Here is an 18,174-nt window from a genome sequence, read left to right as displayed (position 1 = left end):
TGTCCTTAATCGTTGCTCGACACCTTGCGCGTCAGAAGCACGGCCAGTCCGATGCCCAGCCCGAGGCCGACCCCGTCGGCCAGCGCGTCCAGGATGTCCGGCGACCGCCCGATGGGAAGGAGGCCTTGCAGGATCTCGATGGCGACCCCGTAGGCCGCTCCCACCCAGAAGACGGTCCACGCCCGGTCGGGACGGACGGTGGTCCAGAGCGCCCCGAACCCCACGAACATCACCAGGTGCACCCACTTGTCGATGGAGAACGGCAGGAAGGAAGGTGGGGTGATCTGCGATCCGGGGATCAGGCAGGCCAGCAGGATGCCCAGCGTCCAGGCGACGGCGAGGAATCGGGTCACGATCGGAGGGCGTGGGCAGCGGCGGGAAGCCGAGCGATCAGGTCGGAGGCGACGAGCCCGGCCGCGCCGTGGTCGGCGGCCCAGAGGCGGGCGGCCGTGGCCCCGAGGTGGAGGGCGCAGAGCGCGGCTTCGGCCGGGGAGAGACCCTGGGCGAGCAGTCCGACGATGGATCCCGCGAGCGTGTCGCCGGTCCCGGCCGTGGCGAGGGCCGGTTCGCCCGGCGGGCCGACGAGCACGCGGCCGTCGGGCAGGCCGATCACGCTCGGCATCCCTTTGAGCACGAGGGTCGCATCCCACTGTGACGCAAGCCTCCGGCAGGTTTCGATGCGATCCTCCGGATCGAATGTGTCGTCCCCGACGAGGCGCCGCAGTTCCCCCAGGTGGGGCGTCAGCACGAGCGGCCGCGTGCGCTGGCGGAGTCGGTCGGCATCTCCGGCGAAGGCCGACAGCCCATCGGCGTCGAGGACGAGGGGCGCAGCCACCGTGGCGACGAGAGAGCGGACGAGATCTGTCGTCTCGGGATCTCGCCCCAGCCCGCACCCGACGAGCACGGCGTCGGCACGGTCGGCCCGCGCCAGGATCGCGTCGCGGGCGGACGCCGCCAGGGTGCCCGCCTCGGTCTCCGGCTGGGCGTCCACCATGACCTCGGCGTTGCGCAGGTCCACCGCCGCCGCCGCCGAGGTGGGGACGGTCGCCACGACGGCCCCGGCGCCGACCCGGTAGGCGGCAGCGGTCGAGAGCACGGCGGCGCCGCTGAACGCCCGGCTCCCGACGACGGCGAGCACCTGCCCTGCGGTGTACTTGTGGGCGTCTGCGCTGCGGCGCGGCAGCATCCGCCCGATGGCTCCCGGCGGGATACGGAACGCCGTCGCGTGCTCACGCAGCAGCGCATCCGGGATGCCGATCTCCACCGTCACGACCTCGCCCGCGTGCGTCGGCCCGTCGCCGAGCAGCAGGCCTGCCTTGACCCCTCCGAAGGCGACCGTCAGGGTGGCGTCCACAGTGTCGGGTGCGGCGCGGCCCGTCGTGGCATCGAGGCCGGAGGGGACATCGAGCGCGACGACCGACACGGCGCTCCGGTTCATCCAGGCGCACAGCGACCGCGTGGGCTTGCGTAGGTCGCCGGTGATGCCGATGCCAAGCAGGGCGTCCACGACCAGATCGGCCGGGGCGTTGGCGGCCTGGTGCACGTCTTCGAAAGGGACGACCTCGATTCCGCTCGTCGCGTCGGCGAGACGCCGGAGGAGCGCGAGGTTCGCCGCGCGGTCCGGTGTCCCCTCGCCGGGGAGAACGAGCACGCGGACAAGGGCGCCGTGGCCCGCCAGCACGCGCGCCACCACGAGCCCATCGCCGCCGTTGTTGCCAGTGCCCACAAGCACCTGGAGGTCGCGGTCGGCGACCGGGTAGCGGGCCGCGATCTCGCGGGCCGCCGCGCGGCCCGCGGTCTCCATCAGCACGCGCCCCGGGACGCCCCACGTCTCGATGGTGGCCGCGTCCGCCGCCTTCATGCCACCAGCACCGAGGATGGGCTCGGTCATAGCGTCACCGGGTCGATCTCTGTCTCCCAGCGTGCGCGGACCTGCACGGGCTGGGGCGAGAAGTAGAGAGGCTCGGCGGCGCGGTAGGGGGCGAGGCGCCCGCCCGTCCACCGGGCGTCGCCGTCGCGGTCGGCCCAGATGCGGAGCGTGTAGGGGCCGGGCAGGAGACCGTCGGCGAGGAAGCTGCCGTCTGCGTCGGCCCGCACGAGGAGGGGGGCGCCACTCTCGGGGCGGACCTCGACCATGACGGGCGCGTCTGCGGTGACCTGGCCCAGGATGGCGCCGAGGTCGCGCGCGTCCGGGACCCGGTAGCCCCGCGTGCGGACGGAGTCGGGCCCGACCTCGACAGACAGGGTGAATGCCGCCGGCAGCGCGGTCGTGGAGTCGGGCCGAAACGTGACGCCGTCCGTGCTCTCGAAGCCGACCGGTAGCGGCGTGCCCCCGGCGAGGAGGCGGACGCCGTCGAGCCGGGCACCGGGGGGCGACGTGAACCGGACGCCGGGGCGCTGGCCAGGGCGGAGGCTCGTCAGCGAGTCCGAGGAGACGGGAAGGAAGGCATCGACACGCGCGGCGACCGTGTCCGCGCGGGCCGGAGGCGTGGTGCTCAGGCGGAAGGCCTCGGGGCCGAGACCTGCGGAGTCGGCGAGGGCCGGAGTCTCGGGCGGCGTGTAGGTGACGACCAGCCGGGCTTCCGGCAGCGCCGCGTCCGCCTCGGCGACGACCTCGAAGGCCGACCCGGCAGGCTGGTACCACGAGACGGCTCGCTCCGCACCCGAGGTGGAGTCGGTCACGACCATGGCGTCGGAAAAGGCCGCCGCGTCGCGGAGCTGGACGGGCTCGGAAAACCGGAGGGCCAGTCGCCGGTCGGAGATCGGGCGGAGGCGCTGGGCGACGGGCGGGATCGTGTCGAGGACCGTCGTCCAGAACGTCGCGGGCGTCGGGGGGGCGGACGAATCGGCTGAGGCGACGAGGAAGGGCGTCGGGGAGGCGGCGAACCGCTCGCCCGCGTCGGCCCGGCCGTTGCGGTTTCGGTCCTGCACCGCGGCGACGGCGTAGCGGCCCGGCCGCAGGTATTCCAGGCGGAACGCGCCGTCGGTGCCGGTCTCCGTGCGGTAGTCGGGCGTGACCGTCCGCGGGTCGGGAGGCGCGAGCGTGTCGGGGAGGGCATATGCCCACACAGCGAAGCCGCCTGCGCTGGCGCCCCGCTCGGGCTCGCGGACGAGTCCCACGATCTGTCCGCGGTCGATGGCATCCCCCGTCGCGAAGGCGACCGTGATGGGAGCGCGCAGGGCCACGCTTCGCTGATCGGCCAGCGCCGTACCGACGGTGATGACGTAGGTCGTCGAGTCGCGGAGCGACGGCAGGGTCACGTCTACCTCGCGTCCGCGGACACGCACCTCCGGCGGCGTGTCGGAGGCGGGCGTCACCGTGACGGCGTTCGCGGCGGTGGCGGCGAGGCGCTCCGAGAACGTCAGCCGGATCGTGCGCTCGGTGACGTTGGTCGACCCGTCCGCCGGATCGGTCGAGACGAGCGACGGGGGCGTCGTGTCGGCCGGGCCGCCGGTGGGGGCGACGGGCGTGGCGCAGGCGCCGAGGCCGAGTAGGAGCAGGGGGAGAAGGAGGCGCACGCCGTCGCGGATCGACGCGGGGCGGGAGAGGTTCCCTGACAGGCGATCCACCTAGTCTCCCGTGAGGAAGGAGCGCAGGTGCCAGCCGTCGCCGTCGTCCCAGAACGTGGCGCGGTAGCCGACGGGGCTCAGCACGGCCGGTTCGGGGACGACCGCCGCGCGTCCGTCGGGGAGCGTCACGGGGCGCCAGCCGTCCGTGGCCGGGCCCGAGGTGGGCAGGGTGGTGCGGCTCAGCGTCGCCAGCGGCGTCCCGTCGGGGGCATCGAACGCCGTCACGTCGTCGCCGGGGATGGCGACGTTGGCGAACGGGTCGAGGCTCTCCGGCCACAGCGTCGCGATGGCGGGCACGATCACCGCGCCGTCCTCCTCGACGCTGCCACCGTCGAGAAGGCGGGGGAGGAGGTCCCAGATCGGCTCATCGGGGGCACCCTCGAACCAGAGGGCTCGGAAGCCGTCCGGTCCGCCGGGGGTGTCGCCGAACGACAGGCGCGCATCCGGGGCGACGAGGGCCAGCAGTGCCGCCGTGTCGCGTCGGGCGACGACGGCCCGGAGCGAGTCGCGGAGACTGGCGAAGCCCTCGGTCTCCGCGCCATCGTCGACGGACGTCAGGTCCCCGCGGAACGCTGGCACCTCCGCCTCGGCGGGGGCCTCCGATGGCGAGGCGTCGGGCTCGCAGGCGAGCAGCAGGACGGGGAGCGCGAGGAGAAGAGGAAACAGACGCATAGACGGAGAGGGACGACGGTGGGAGCCTACTCCACGCGGGCCGCTGGGTCCCGACTTCCCGGCGTTTTCCATTCCAGAAGGGACATCGGGGCGTCACCTTGCGTCCACTCCACCCTTCATACCTCCCTCCGATGGATCTCCAGCCCCTCCTCGACGCCGCCACGTTCAACGCCGACGGCCTCGTCGCCGCCATCGCCCAGGACGACGCCACCGGCGATGTCCTGATGCTCGCCTACATGAACCGCGAGACGCTCGCGCAGACGCTCGAGACGGGCATCATGACGTACTGGAGCCGCTCGCGCCAGAAGGTCTGGGTGAAGGGCGAGACCAGCGGCAACGTCCAGCACGTCAAGTCGGCGTTCATCGACTGCGACGGGGACGCGATCCTGTTCCGGATCGAGCAGGTGGGCGACGCGGCCTGCCACACGGGGCACCGGAGCTGCTTCTACCGCCGTGTCGAGGACGGGGCGCTGGAGACCGTCGGCACGCCGGTGTTCGACGCCGGCTCGGTCTACAAGTAGGGGCCGCCACGCCCGCCTCGGCACCGAGGCGGGCACAGCGCGGCCCGCGGAGCCGCTACCCTCGGATCAGGTCCAGCGGCCGCCCCGTCCAGCCGGGGAAGAGCTCCGTGCCCGTCGGGATGCCGAGGTGGCCGCCCGCGACGCTGGCGAAGATGGACCGGAAGTCGGTCGTGACCGGGAGGTCGCGGCCGTCCTCCAGCGCGTCCGGGTCGAGGACGAGCGGCTGGCCGTGGACCTCGCCGCCGCGCACGTCGTTGCCGAGCACGAACATGGCCGACGCGCGCCCGTGGTCGGTGCCGCCGGTGCCGTTCTCGGCGACCGTCCGCCCGAACTCGGTCATCGTGAGCACCGTCACGTCGTCGTGGAAGCGCTCGATGTCGGTCCAGAACGCCGCGATGGACTGGGCGAGGTCCTCGCCGCGCCGCGCGAACGAGCCCGTCTCGCCGCCCTGGCGCGCGTGGGTGTCCCAGCCGCCCGCCTCCGCGAAGGCGACCTCCAGGCCGACGTCCGCCTTGATGAGCTGGGCGATCTGGCGAAGGCTCTCGGCGAGGTCGGAGCGCGGGTAGGTGGCGCCGTTCTCGGGCGTGTAGCGATCCAGCCGGGCGGACTCGAGCAGGCGCGCCGCGTCCAGGCCCTCGCGGCCGGTGTTGCTGAGCAGGTCACCCGCCGTCTGCGCGTAGAGCGCCTCCAGGCTCGCGCCCGCTGCGCCACCTCGCATCCCGCCGGGACCGATGACGCCGAACTCCTCCAGGTTGGAGACGGCGAGCGTCGGCACGGGCCCCTGGAGCGAGAGCGGCAGCGCGGGCGTCAGGGCGACGGCCTGGAACGGCGTCTCGGGCTCGTGGCCGAGGAGACCGGTGGCGCGGTTCAGCCAGCCCGTCGAGGCCCGCTTGTCGCCCGGCTGGCCGGTCTCCATGAAGTCCTGCGCGTCGAAGTGCGACCGCGTCGCCACCGGCGAGCCTGCGCCGTGGACGATGCCGAGGCGCCCCTCGGTGAAGTAGCGGGCCAGCGGCGAGAGCGACGGGTGGAGGCCGTAGCGCCCGTCGAGGTCGACCAACTGCCGGCGCGGGTCGAGGGCGAGCGTCGGGCGGAGGCGGGAGAGGAGCGGGTCCGAGAGCGGCTGGACCGCCGCGAGGCCGTCCATGGCACCGCGCTGGAAGATGGTGACCAGCACCTTGCGCCGCTGGAACGGGCCTTTCGGCGTGGCCTGCGCGGCCTTGGCCAGGAACGTGGGCACGCCGCCGACGCCGGTGGCGAGGAGGGCGAGCCCGCTGGAGGAGACAAATGCGCGACGAGTCATGGTGGGCACCCCGGAGGGCTACTGACGCTGGAAGGAAGGCGAGCCGAGCACGACGCCGACCACGAAGGCCGCCGTGTCGTCGGCGTCGAAGGGCACCGGCTCGTCGGCCTCGAAGACGCCGTCGTCGTCGAGAGCCATCGGGGTGCGGGCCTCGGCCTCCCCGGCCGCCTCGGCGACCCGGCGGGCGAAGGCGGGCTCGCGGACGATGGGCTGGAGCAGCTCGACTGTCGGCGCGGGGTCGCGGCCGGGCAGCAGGGTGCGGATGTAGGTGTCGAGTGCGGCGTCGACGGACTCGGGTTGGCGTCCGCCGGTGAGGGCGTCGAGGTCGGGCTGGGCGCCGCGGAGGCGGCCCGAGGCGAGGCGCAGGCCGAGGTTCATCCGCGTCAGCAGCAGGCCCGCGTTGACCCACGCCTCGGCGTGGTCCGGGAAGCCGGTCGGCGGCTCGGCGTGGAAGACGGGCTCGCCCATGTTGCGGAGCGCCCGCGCGATGCCGCGGATCTCGGTGATCGGGGCTGCCGTGGCACGGGCTGCGCTGGCGACGTACTCGAAGGGGGTCTTGACCTTCGAGGGCGCCCCTTCCGGTCCCGAGGTCGCCGAGGCCCAGAACGCCTCGTCTCGGACGAGCGAGGCCATCACCGCCCCGAGGTTGCCGTCGGTACGGCGGTACACGTCCGCCAGGCGGTCGACGAGCGCGTCCGCCGGGTTGTCGTCCACGAAGCGGATCGCGAGCGTGCGGGCGATGTGGCGGGCGGTGGCGGGGTGGGCGGCCAACAGGTCGAGCACGTCCTCGCCGTCCTCGATGCCGCGCCCGCCGGGCAGCGTCTGCCCGAGGAGCGTCTTCGGCTCGGCGTCGTGCCAGTTGGGGCGGAAGAGGAACAGGCCCTCGCGGACGATCCCGGTTTCGCCCCGGCGCTCCAGCCGCTCCAGGTTCTGGAGCTGGCGCTCGATGGCGTCCTCTCGACCGCGGACGGGCGTGACGGTCCACCCGGTGAAGGCGCGCGCCGCCGCCAGCACGTCGGCCTGCGAGTACCCGCCGTCGACGCCGAGGGTGTGGAGTTCGAGCAGCTCGCGGCCGTAGTTCTCGTTCAGCCCGCCCTGCCCCGGCGCGCGGCCGAAGGTGGTCGTTGTGCCCGAGGGGGCTCGGGACCTGCTGTTGTCGAGGTACTGGAGCATCGCCGGGTGGCGGGCCGTGGCTCCCAGCAGATCCCGGAAGCGCCCGAGGACGTGGGGGCGGATCGCGTCGCGCTCGTACGAGGCGACGAAGGAGATCGCCTGCCCGCGCGCGTCGACGTTGAAGTGGTTGTACCACAGGTCCGTCAGCACCTCGCGGAGCTGACTCTGCGCGTGCACCGCGCGGATCAGCTTGGCCTGGACCACGTCGTTCCGCAGGTCGCGGATGTGACGGAAGCCCTCGCGGGCCATCCAGGCGTCGAGGCGGTCGCGGATCTCGGCGTCGCGGGGCGTGAAGCCGCTCGGCAGGTCGCCGCGCGCCACCGCGATCTGGAGCGCGTAGTTCGGGGGGACGAAGGTGGTCGCGACCGCCTCGGCGTCCATGCCGAGGTAGTCGAACCCGGCGAGGCGGCGGTCGAGGTCGGCGTCGGGGCGGAGCGCGGCGAGCTGCTCGGCGATCCAGTCCTCGACACCGCGCTCGGCCACGGCGGCGGCCTCGCCGGGGCGGGGGCCATAGCCGAGCCGGTTGAGCGCGTGCGCGGCGGCGGCCTCGTCGGTGAGGCCGACCTCGGCGTAGGGGAGAGCGGGGTCGTCGCGGCGCATGGGGTGGGGCTAGCGGAGCGTGTGTCCGGAGTACGCACCAACGGCGGTGAGGGTCACGAAGTACTCGCGCAGGCGGCGACGTTGCCGAACGGTGAACGTCGTCCGCGACTCGGACGGCACGTCCAGCCCGCGGACGCGGGCGTAGCGGATCTCGCGCACGAAGCGCCCGCCACGGGGGCGGCGTCCCTCGACCCGGACCGCCAGCAGCCGGGGCGAGTCGGAGCGGGTGAACCAGGCTTCGGCGCGATCCGTGCGCGTGTCGAGGTCGACGCGCCACGCGAGCACGCCCTCGGCACGGTCGGCCGCGATGCCGAGGGGGCGGGCGTCGAACAGGAACTGGTCGGGGAGGCCGGGGGGGGCGTGGACCTCGCGCCCGGCCGGTCCGAAGGCGCGCTGCCAGCGTCCGCCCTGCCCGCGTCCGCGCGCCGGGTCGACGGTGCGCCCGTTGACCTGCGTGCGCTCGACGTTGCGCTCGGTCGGGCCGTCGTCGAAGCGGACTTGGCCTTCGCTCTCGACGATGGTGCGCCCGCGCGGGCCGTCCACCGTCCACTCGGTGCGCTCGCGAGCGTCCACGGCGCGCACGCCGACGGACGCGCGCGCCCAGCCGTCGCGCCACGCGTCCAGCACCGCGCCCGCCGACGGCTGGGCGGTAGCGGGCAACGCGAAGGCGAGCACGAGCAGGAGCGAAGCGGATCTCACGGGACGGGGGAGGGGCGGAGTCTGAAGAACGCACCGCCTACAGGATGCATGTCACAGAACCGTGGCGACTCCGTCCCGACTGTGCGAGTCTGCCCGGGCGAGCGTGTCTCGCGCCTAGCTTGCGGTGCCCCTCCGATCCGCCATGTCTCCCGCCTCCATCCTCGTCGTCGAGGACGACGACGACCTCCGCCAAACCCTCGCCCGCCGCCTCTCAGAGGCTGGCTACGAGGTCGCCATGGCCGCCACCGGCCCCGACGCGCTCGCCGCCGTCGCCGAGAGCGTCCCCGACCTCGTCGTGCTGGACGTGATGCTGCCCGGCCTCGACGGCATCGAGGTCTGCCGCCGCCTTCGCGCCGACCACCCGTTGCTCTACATCCTCATGCTCACCGCCCGCGCCGACGAACTCGACCGGGTGGTCGGGCTGGAGGTCGGGGCGGACGACTACGTCACGAAGCCGTTCAGCCTGCAGGAGGTCGTCGCCCGGATTCGCTCGGCCCTCCGTCGCGTGCGCACCGTCCGCGAGCAGATGGCGGCGGCCCCGTCGGCCGACGACGAGGCGCCGATCGTGGCGGGCGGGCTCACCGTCGACCCGGTGCGGCGGGAGGTGTCGCTGGACGGCGAGGAGGTCCACCTGACCGTCCGCGAGTTCGACCTGCTGCTGTTTCTCGCGCGCCACCCGGACCGTCCGTTCACGCGCAGCCAGCTGCTCCAGCAGATCTGGGACATCTCGTACGAGGGCTACGACCGGACCATCGACAGCCACGTCCAGCGCCTCCGCGCCAAGATCGAGGCGGACGCAGGCAACCCGACGTTCATCCGCACGGTCTGGGGCGTGGGCTACAAGTTCGCGGGCGAGGAGAACGGGCTCCGCAGCGCCGACCCCGGATGACGCCTGGCACCGAGCCTGCGTCGGGGCCGTCGGCAGACGAGGGGCGCCGGTCGTCCTCCGCCTTCTGGAAGGTGGCCGCGGTGCTGGTGGGCGCCCAGGTCGCGACGGCTTTGCTGGCCGTCGTGCTGAGCGGCGTCTTCGCACAGGACCGGAGCGCGGAGCTGCTCGCAGGGACGCTCCGCCTCCGCCTCGACGCGGTCGCCGAGGAGGTCGAGGCGCGGGCGGACATCGGCCCGTTCGGCGACGTGGCACTGGGAGACAGGCTCCGGGCGGATCTCGGGACGCGCTTCCCGGATCCTCTGTCGCTCCTCGACGAGGCCGGAGCGCCCGTGGAGACCTTCGGCGATGCGCCGTTGCCCGATGTGCCGGTCGACGCGTTGGACGCCCTCGACGCAGGGCGCGTGGAGGTCGACCTGAACGCGCCGGGCGGGGGCTGGGGGCTCGCGCCGATCCTGGCGCCCGACGGGCTCCCGGCCGGGGCGCTGCTGGTGCGCCCGCTCGCCGGGACGGTCGCCGAGGAGCGGAGCGGGACCGTGCGGACGTTCTGGCAGGCGACCGGCATCACGGTCGTCGTGGCGGTCGCGCTGGCGCTGCTGCTCGGGGCGCTGTTCACGTCGCGTCTGCTCCGGCCCGTGCGCGAGGTCACGCGCCGTGTCGAGCGTCTTGGGGAGGGCGACTACGCCGACCGGCTCCCCGAGGCGGGGACGGACGAACTGGGACGCCTCGCGCGAGCGGTCAATGACATGGCCGCCCGGGTGGAAGCCTCCATCCAGTCGCTCCGCGACACCGACCGGCTCCGCCGCGAGCTGGTCGCCAACGTCGGCCACGACCTGCGGACGCCGCTGGCGGCGCTGCGCGTCACGCTCGATGAGGCCGAGCGCTTCGCGGGCGAGGGCCGTACGGCGGACGTGGAAGAGGCCGTCGCGGCGGCGCGGCGGCAGGCCGAGGGCGCGGCGACGCTCGTCGCCGACCTCTTCGAGCTGTCCGTCCTCGATCGCCCCGACCAGGCGCTCCGCCTCGATCCCGTCCCGGTCGGCGAACTCGTGGCCGACGTGGGCCGCCAGCACGCCCGGGCCTTTGCTGCGGCGGGCATCACCTTCGAGGTCGACGTGCCGACCGGGCTGCCCGTCGTCCTGGCCGACGGCGCCCGCCTCGTCCGCGCGCTCTCCAACCTGCTCGACAACGCGCGGCGCCACACGGCGGCGGGCGGGTCGGTCCGCCTCGGGGCCCTCGTCGCGGCCGACGCCGTCGTGGTGGAGGTCGCCGACACCGGCGAGGGCATCCCGGCGGACGCGTTGCCCCACGTCTTCGAGCGCTACTACCGCGGCGACGGCCCGCGGACGCGCGGCACGGGCACGGGCCTCGGGCTCGCCATCGCCCGGGCCGTCGCCGAAGCGCACGGGGGCGCGCTGGCCGTGCAGAGCGAGGTCGGGGAGGGGACCACCTTCCGGTTGTCGCTGTCGGCGGAGCGGTGACGGGCCGGTCGCGCTGTCGCTGCGACGGTCGGCGGAGTGGGCACGAAACGAGCCCGCCCACCGCGTACTTTGTCGCGTTCCGTCGTCGTTCGGCCTGACCCCACCGCTCTGTCCATGCGCCTCCGCTTCTCGCCTCTCGCCCTTCTCGCCTTTCTGCTGGCGCCGCTCGCCGCGGTCGCCCAGCCTGCCGATAGTCCGAAGCGGTTGACGCTCGAGACCCTCTTCGCCAGCCCCGAGTTCTACGGCGAGAGCTTCCAGGGCGGCCGGTGGGCGGAGACCGGGGCGCGACTGCTCTACGTCGAAGGCGACGCATCGGGTGCGTCGAGCCTCCGGGAGCTGGACCTCACCACCGACACCCGCCGGACGATCCTCGACGGCTCGCAGCTGGTCAAGCCGGACGCTGAGGGACTGATCGAGATCGAGGACTATGCCACCTCGATGGACGGCGCCAAAACCCTCCTCTACACCGACTCCGAGCGCGTCTGGCGCCTCAACACGAAGGGCTACTACTACGTCCTCGACAACGAGAGCGGGACCGTCACGCCGGTCGCCGACCGCTCAGAGGGCTTCCAGATGTTCGCCAAGTTCGATCCCGCCGCCGAGCACGTCGCCTTCGTTCGCGACCGCAACCTGTTCGTGGTGGACCTCGCGACCTGCACTGAGCGGGCGCTGACCGACAACGGCTCCGAGGGCGGCGTCATCAACGGCACCTTCGACTGGGTCTATGAGGAGGAGTTCGGCCTCCGCGACGGCTTCCGCTGGAGCCCGGACGGCCGCTACATCGCGTTCTTCCAGCTCGACGAGTCCGGCACGCGCGACTTCGAGATGCTCGACTTCACGACGCTCTACCCGGAGAGCACGCGCTTCCGCTACCCCAAGGCGGGCGAGACGAACGCCGAGATCCAGATCGGTGTGGTCGAGGTGGCGACAGGCGAGACGACGTTCTTCGACACCGACACGTGGTTCGAGGGAGGCGACGAGACCGAGTACATCGCCGGCATGGGCTGGACGCCGGCCCTCGAAGACGGCACCGCCGACGTGTGGATGCTGCGCCTCAACCGCGACCAGAACCACGTGGATCTCCTCTACGGCGACCCCGCCTCGGGCGACGTGGACACCATCCTGACCGAGGAGAACGACTCCTACATCGAGGTCGAGACCGGGTTTTCGGACGTCGCGACCGGCACCATCACCTACCTCGGCGACGGCGACCACTTCGTCTGGCGCAGCGACCGCGACGGCTACGGCCACCTCTACCTCTATGAGAACGACGGCGACTTCGTTCGCCAGGTGACGACGGGCGCATGGGACGTGACCGACTTCCACGGCGTCGACGAGGCGGCCGGGATGGCGTACGTCACCACGACGGCCGAGAGCCCGATGGAGCGGCACCTCTACCGCGTCCCGCTCGCGGGCGGCGCTCCGGTCAAGCTGACCACCGGCGCGGGCTGGCACAACGTCGACCTGAGTCGCGACTTCGCCTACATGGTGGACACGTACTCGACGGCCACGACGCCGCCCACGACGACGCTCTACCGAACGACCGGCGAAGAGCTGGCGGTGCTGGTGGACAACGCCGCACTCATCGACCGGCTGGCGGCCTATGATCTCCCGGCGCCCGAGTTCATGACCGTCCCCGCGGCCGACGGGACGCCGCTCAATGCGTACCTCGTCACGCCCCGCGACTTCGACCCGACGCGCGCCTACCCGCTCCTCATCCACACCTACGGCGGCCCCGGCAGCCAGGAGGTCTACGACCGCTGGGCAGGGCAGGAGCGGCTCTGGCACCAGTACCTCGCCGAGACCTACGGCGTGCTCGTCGCTGGCGTCGACAACCGCGGCACGGGCGGCCGCGGAAAGGCCTTCAAGACGCTCACCCAGAACCGCCTCGGGATCCTCGAAGCCGAGGACCAGATCGCCGCGGCGCAGTGGTTCGGCGCCCAGGACTACGTCGACGCCGACCGGATGGGCATCTGGGGCTGGAGCTACGGCGGCTACCTGTCGCTGCTCGCGATGACCTACGGCGAAGGTCCTGAGACCTTCCGCCTCGGCATCGCCGTGGCTCCGGTCACGAGCTGGCGCCAGTACGACACCATCTACACGGAGCGCTACCTCTCGACGCCCCAGAAGAACGCCGCCGGCTATGACCTCGGCAGTCCGACGACCTACGCGGGCAACCTCGCCGACGACCAGGACCTGCTCATCGTCCACGGCGACGCCGACGACAACGTCCACGTCCAGAACACGATGGCGATGGTGGACGCGCTCCAGGCCGAGGGCAAGCAGTTCGACCTGATGATCTACCCGGGTCGCAACCACGGCATCTACGGGGGCAACACGCGCCGTCACCTGTACACGCTCCTGACCGAGACCGTCGCCGAGAGCCTCGCGGGCATGGAACTGACGGCGAATCGGTAGCACGTGGGGCATCGAGCGGAGGCTCAACCCCCTGTGTTCCATGCCCTACCTTACCGAACGGCCTCACCGCTTCCTCACAGCGCGCTCACCGAAATCGGTGGGGTGGGGTCCTATACTCATGGGCTCCCCTGAGCATGCACTGTGATCGTCGCGATTGACGGACCCGCGGGGTCCGGGAAAAGCACGACGGCCCGGCGCGTCGCCGACCGGCTCGGGTGGCTCTACCTCGACACCGGTGCCATGTACCGGGCCGTCGGGCTCGCGTTTCGCGAGAAGGGCCTCCCGGTGACCGAGGCGGCGGCGACCGACCTCGTCCCCGGCCTCGATGTCCGCCTCGAACCCGGCTCCGACGGAACGCGCGTCGCCCTCGACGGCGACGACGTGACCGACCGGATCCGCACCCCAGAGGCGTCCTCGGACGCCTCGCGCGTCAGCGCGCTCGCGCCCGTGCGGGCGGCGATGGTCGCTCTCCAGCGGCACGTCGCCCGCGAGTATGTGACTGCACACGCCGACAGCGGCGTGGTAGTCGAGGGGCGCGACATCGGCACCGTCGTCTTCCCCGACGCCGAGGTCAAGTTCTTTCTCGTGGCCGACCTCGACGCTCGCGCGTCCCGCCGACTGGTGGATCTCGCGGACGGCGGACCTGCCGACGCCTCGGAGGCGTTGGACACGGTCCGGGCCGAGCTCGCGGCGCGCGACCTGCGCGACGAGAGCCGCGCCCTCGCCCCGCTTCGAGCGGCCCCCGACGCCGTCACGCTCGACACGACGGCGCTCACCATCGACCAGCAGGTCGAGCACGTCCTCGACGCGGTCCGCCGCGTTCGGGCGCCCTCGGCCCCCTGACCGCGTCACCCCGACGCACCCGTCGCTCCGTGCGCCCCGGCCCTGGCCGGACAGAGGCACCGCACGGCGCGCTTTCTTCCTGTTTGACCCCCGCGGCGTCTGCCATGCCTCTTGCCCATCCGGGCGGCGGACGACCGACACCATCTTATGGCTGATACCCAGCTTACCCCCGAGACGCCCGAGGAGGGCGACACCACGACCGCCGTCGAGTCCGAGGCGCCCGCCACGGAGGAGACCACCGCTGACACGGCTGCGCCCGCAGAGCCGGACGCCCCGTCCGACTCCACCCCGGTCGAGCCCGTCTCCTCTGAGGAGGAGCCTGAGACCGAGACGCCCTCTGAGGGCGACGGTGGCAGCGAAGACGGCCCCCCGCCGGACGGAATGACGGAAACCGAGGCTCCGAAGGGCGTCATCGAGACGGTCACCGGCGCCGTGTCGGGTGCCGCAGAGGCCGTCTCTGAGACTGCATCGAACATCGCGGAGACGGTCGCGGAGACCGTGTCCGAGGCGACGCACGCCGTCGCCGAGACGGCAACGGCCGCGGTCGGCGCCGTGGCCGATGCCGTCCAGTCCAACGACGCCCCCTCGGGCGACGGTGCGGACTCCGCCGCGAGCCTCGGCTACACCGGCAAGAACCTCGGCCGGACGATCTCGATCGAGGAACTCAACGAGGTCGACGCCAAGAACGCCGGCGTCTCCGGCATCGGCGCCTCGTCGCAGGTCATGGACCAGGGCGCGGCCCCGGACGAGATGACGGACCTCTACAGCGGGTCCCTCTCGGCCGTCGAGGCGGACCAGATCGTGACCGGCACCGTCGTCGGCCTGACCGACAAGGAGGTCGTCGTCGACATCGGCTTCAAGTCCGACGGCGTCGTCGCCAAGAACGAGTTCGGTGAGGTGCCCGAGGTCGGAGACCAGGTCGACGTGTACGTCGAGCGCCTGGAGGACCGCCGCGGCCAGCTCACGCTGAGCTACACGATGGCCACCCACAAGCTGCGGTGGAACATCTTCGAGGGCGCGCTGGAGTCCGGCGCCGTCATCGAGGGCGAGATCGTCAAGCGCATCAAGGGCGGCATGATCGTCAACCTGCTCGGCTCGGAGGCCTTCCTCCCCGGCTCGCAGGTCGACGTGCGCCCCGTGCGCGACTTCGACGTCTACATCGGCAAGACGATGGAGTTCAAGGTGGTCAAGACGAACCCCGGCAACGGCAACGTCGTGATCTCCCACAAGGCGCTCATCGAGAAGGACCTCCAGGAGCAGCGCAAGCACATCCTCGACTCGCTCGAGGTGGGCCAGGTGCTCGAGGGCCAGGTCAAGAACATCGTCAACTTCGGCGCCTTCGTCGATCTCGGCGGCGTCGACGGCCTGCTCCACATCACCGACATCTCGTGGGGCCGGGTGGGCCACCCGAGCGAGGTGCTGGAGCTCGACATGAAGCTCAACGTGGTCGTGCTCGACTACGACAAGGAGCGCCAGCGGATCTCGCTCGGCTACAAGCAGCTCCAGGAGCACCCGTGGGAGAACCTCGCGGAGCGCATCGTGGAGGGCATGCAAATCGAGGGCCGCGTGGTCTCGATCACCGACTACGGCGCGTTCGTCGAGATCGAGCCCGGCATCGAGGGCTTGGTCCACATCTCGGAGATGTCCTGGACGGAGCACGTCAAGCACCCCACCCAGAAGGTGCAGCTCGGCCAGACCGTCCAGGTCAAGGTGCTCAAGGTCGACGAGGACACCAAGAAGATCAGCCTCGGCATGAAGCAGCTCGAGCCCGACCCGTGGGAGGGCCTGCTCGACCGGTTCCCGGTCGGCACGGTCACCCGTGGCAAGGTTCGCAACATCACGACCTTCGGCGCCTTCGTCGAGATCGAGCAGGGCATCGACGGCCTCGTGCACGTCTCCGACCTGTCCTGGACGCGGCGCGTGAAGCACCCGTCCGAGGTGGTCAAGAAGGGCATGGAGCTCGACGTGATCGTGATCGACATCGACATCGCGCAGCGTCGGATCAGCCTCGGCCACAAGCAGGTCTCGACCGACCCGTGGCAGAAGGTCTCCGAGGTGTACTACGAGGGCGCGGAGGCCGACGGCACCGTCGCCGAGATCAACGACGGCGGCGTCGTGGTCGACCTCGCGATGGATGTCGAGGCGTTCGTGCCCGCGTCGCACCTGCTGCGCTCCGGCCGGCCGGCCGACGCGTACCAGATCGGCGACGAGCTGAAGCTGCAGGTCATCCGGATGGACCGCGAGGACCGCGAGCTGGTGATGTCGGAGACGGCCAAGGTCCGCGCCGAGGAGCGCGCCGAGCGCGACGCCGAGTTCCGCGAGAAGCGGAACGCGGAGCGCGAGGAGCGCAAGCAGGTCGAGTCCTACGGCTCGAACCAGTCTGGCCCGGCCACGCTCGGTGAGCTGTCCGGCCTCGCCGCGCTCCGCCAGCAGATGGCGGCCGCAGAGGCCAACCAGGCCTCCAAGGCCGAGGAGAACGTCACGACGCCCGTCGACGTGGAGGGTCCCACCGTGGACTCGACCGACGATGTCAAGGTGCCGGACGTGCTCTCGGTCCCGGCCGGTGAGGTCGTGGCGGACGCCTACGAGGACCTCGACGGCGAAGGCGACGAGTACGAGGACGAGGACGAGTAATCGTCCCGCCTCGGACTGACGATCAGGGCGGCGGTCTCTTCGGAGGCCGCCGCCCTTTTCTGTGTGCGCCTGGGGGGAGACCTGGGGCGAGAGGTTGCGGGAGCCGCAGGGCGGCTGTCCCGTTCGAGCGGACCTCTCTCCCTACGCTGATGCTCGACGCCGCCGCCCTCCGCTCCCTGGCCGACCTCGACGGTCCCGAGCGGGCCTTCCTGACGATCTACCTCGACGCGGGCGACGACCCGTCTGTGATCGACGCACGGGCCACGCGGGTCCGCGCCCTGCTGTCCGACCAGCCGGCCGAACTGGAGCACTTCGAGGAGAGCCTCACGATGGCCCGGGAGATGGTGGAGACCCACGCGCCGACGGAGGGAGCGCTGGCCGTCTTCGCATCCTGGGCCGCCGACCTGCGACGTGCGTATGCGCTTCCGGAGCCGGTCGGCACGACGCTGTGGATGGGGGATGCGCCCTACCTCCGCCCGGCCGCCGAACTTCTGGACGAGCACGAGACCTACGCGGCGGTCGTCCTCGACAACACGAAGGCCCGCATCTACCTCGTCTCCGCAGATGAGGTGGACGAAGAGGGGCGCGTCCGGGGCGACATCAAGAACCGCGTCAAGAAGGGCGGCTGGAGTCAGAAGCGCTACGCCCGGCGCCGGGACAAGCAGTTGGAGACCTACGCCACAGAACTGGCCGCCGACCTCGCCACGCTCGACGCCGAGCGGCCCTTCGCCCGACTGGTGGTGGTGGGCTCCGAGGAACCTGCGCGTGCTCTGGCGGAGGCGCTCCGGCAGGATCTGAAGGACAAGCTGGTCGGCTCGCGCTCGGTCGACGGGAACGCGTCCGACGCCGAAGCGCTGGGCGTGGCGGCGGACCTCGCCGAGCAGGGCGAGCGGGAGGCCGAGCAGGCGCTGTGGCTCGCGATCCGGGAGCAGGGGATGGGGCCCGGACTCGCCGCATTCGGGGCGACCTCGGTGCTCGAAGCGGTCCAGCAGGCGCGCGCCGAGGCGATCCTGGTGGACCGCGAGGTGGAGATCGACGGGACCAAGTGCCGCGCGTGCGAGCGCGTCGTCCACGGCACGCCGGAGACGTGCCAGCACTGCGGCTCGTCCGACGTCTTCCGGGTCGACCTGGTGGAGGCGATCACGGAACAGGCCACGCGCACGGGCGCAGAGGTGGACTTCGCCGACCCTTTTGAGGCGCTGGCCGGGGTGGGCGGGGTGGCGGCGTTGCTTCGGTATTCGCTGTCCGAGAACCACGCGCAGCGCGAGGAGCGCGAACGCCGCGCGCAAGCCCGGCGGGAGGCCCAGGTCGAGCGCGAGGCCGAGCCGCCTGCGGTGGGGAACTCGGCCGTCGCGGAGCCGGTCGCGGAGCCGGTCGCGG

General features: G+C 72.2%; 14 protein-coding genes. 7 read left to right on the top strand and 7 right to left on the bottom strand.

All coding sequences use genetic code 11. The features are described from left to right. Nucleotides 1–5 precede the first annotated feature (5 nt). Genes B1759_RS02520 through B1759_RS02505 form a run of 4 tightly spaced genes read right to left on the bottom strand, consistent with a single transcriptional unit; the run spans nucleotide 6 to nucleotide 4,242 of the window. On the bottom strand, nucleotides 6–353 hold the full coding sequence (locus tag B1759_RS02520) for a VanZ family protein (protein WP_095513465.1): 348 nt from the start codon (nucleotides 351–353) through the stop codon (nucleotides 6–8). Further along, nucleotides 350–1,891 (bottom strand): NAD(P)H-hydrate dehydratase, encoded by a 1,542-nt coding sequence (locus B1759_RS02515; protein ID WP_095513464.1) that lies wholly within the window; start codon nucleotides 1,889–1,891, stop codon nucleotides 350–352. The genes B1759_RS02520 and B1759_RS02515 overlap by 4 nt, the downstream gene beginning before the upstream one ends. Further along, complete coding sequence (locus B1759_RS02510; protein WP_158225088.1) at nucleotides 1,888–3,519, bottom strand: Ig-like domain-containing protein; 1,632 nt, start codon at nucleotides 3,517–3,519, stop codon at nucleotides 1,888–1,890. Before B1759_RS02510 ends, B1759_RS02515 begins: the two co-directional genes overlap by 4 nt. 51 nt (nucleotides 3,520–3,570) lie before the next feature. Further along, nucleotides 3,571–4,242: a hypothetical protein gene (locus B1759_RS02505; RefSeq protein ID WP_095513462.1), complete on the bottom strand. Its 672-nt coding sequence runs from the start codon at nucleotides 4,240–4,242 to the stop codon at nucleotides 3,571–3,573. A 131-nt stretch (nucleotides 4,243–4,373) separates the two neighbouring features. Between B1759_RS02505 and hisI the strand changes: the two genes are divergently transcribed. Further along, complete coding sequence (hisI, locus tag B1759_RS02500; protein ID WP_095513461.1) at nucleotides 4,374–4,763, top strand: phosphoribosyl-AMP cyclohydrolase; 390 nt, start codon at nucleotides 4,374–4,376, stop codon at nucleotides 4,761–4,763. A gap of 55 nt (nucleotides 4,764–4,818) precedes the next feature. Here hisI and B1759_RS02495 read toward each other — a convergent pair whose 3' ends face one another. From B1759_RS02495 to B1759_RS02485, 3 genes are read right to left on the bottom strand one after another with little or no spacing between them, the layout of a single operon-like run. Beyond that, on the bottom strand, nucleotides 4,819–6,063 hold the full coding sequence (locus B1759_RS02495; RefSeq protein WP_095513460.1) for a DUF1501 domain-containing protein: 1,245 nt from the start codon (nucleotides 6,061–6,063) through the stop codon (nucleotides 4,819–4,821). A gap of 18 nt (nucleotides 6,064–6,081) precedes the next feature. Next, complete coding sequence (locus tag B1759_RS02490; protein ID WP_095513459.1) at nucleotides 6,082–7,836, bottom strand: DUF1800 domain-containing protein; 1,755 nt, start codon at nucleotides 7,834–7,836, stop codon at nucleotides 6,082–6,084. 9 nt (nucleotides 7,837–7,845) lie between these two features. Continuing rightward, complete coding sequence (locus B1759_RS02485) at nucleotides 7,846–8,535, bottom strand: hypothetical protein (RefSeq protein WP_143537246.1); 690 nt, start codon at nucleotides 8,533–8,535, stop codon at nucleotides 7,846–7,848. A 142-nt stretch (nucleotides 8,536–8,677) separates the two neighbouring features. On the opposite strand from B1759_RS02485, the gene B1759_RS02480 reads away from it, so the two are divergent. The 6 genes from B1759_RS02480 to B1759_RS19575 all read left to right on the top strand — a co-directional run. After that, nucleotides 8,678–9,424, top strand: coding sequence for a response regulator transcription factor (locus B1759_RS02480; protein ID WP_095513457.1), 747 nt, complete (start codon nucleotides 8,678–8,680; stop codon nucleotides 9,422–9,424). Further along, a complete protein-coding gene (locus B1759_RS02475) occupies nucleotides 9,421–10,899 on the top strand; it encodes a HAMP domain-containing sensor histidine kinase (protein WP_095513456.1) in 1,479 nt (492 codons plus the stop codon). Before B1759_RS02480 ends, B1759_RS02475 begins: the two co-directional genes overlap by 4 nt. Nucleotides 10,900–11,013: 114 nt before the next feature. Continuing rightward, nucleotides 11,014–13,317 carry a S9 family peptidase gene (locus B1759_RS02470; protein WP_095513455.1) on the top strand — a complete coding sequence of 768 codons (2,304 nt, stop codon included), beginning with the start codon at nucleotides 11,014–11,016 and terminating at the stop codon, nucleotides 13,315–13,317. 141 nt (nucleotides 13,318–13,458) lie between these two features. Beyond that, a complete protein-coding gene (gene cmk, locus B1759_RS02465) occupies nucleotides 13,459–14,160 on the top strand; it encodes a (d)CMP kinase (protein WP_095513454.1) in 702 nt (233 codons plus the stop codon). A gap of 147 nt (nucleotides 14,161–14,307) precedes the next feature. Next, nucleotides 14,308–16,794 carry a 30S ribosomal protein S1 gene (rpsA, locus tag B1759_RS02460; protein WP_095513453.1) on the top strand — a complete coding sequence of 829 codons (2,487 nt, stop codon included), beginning with the start codon at nucleotides 14,308–14,310 and terminating at the stop codon, nucleotides 16,792–16,794. Nucleotides 16,795–16,943: 149 nt separating this feature from the next. Beyond that, a partial coding sequence (locus B1759_RS19575; RefSeq protein WP_158225087.1) for a Vms1/Ankzf1 family peptidyl-tRNA hydrolase occupies nucleotides 16,944–18,174 on the top strand: 1,231 nt, incomplete at its 3' end.

The organism is Rubrivirga sp. SAORIC476, from assembly GCF_002283555.1.
GTDB lineage: Bacteria > Bacteroidota > Rhodothermia > Rhodothermales > Rubricoccaceae > Rubrivirga.
Note: the sequence above shows the minus strand (reverse complement) of the source record. Positions and strands in the feature narration are given on the sequence as shown.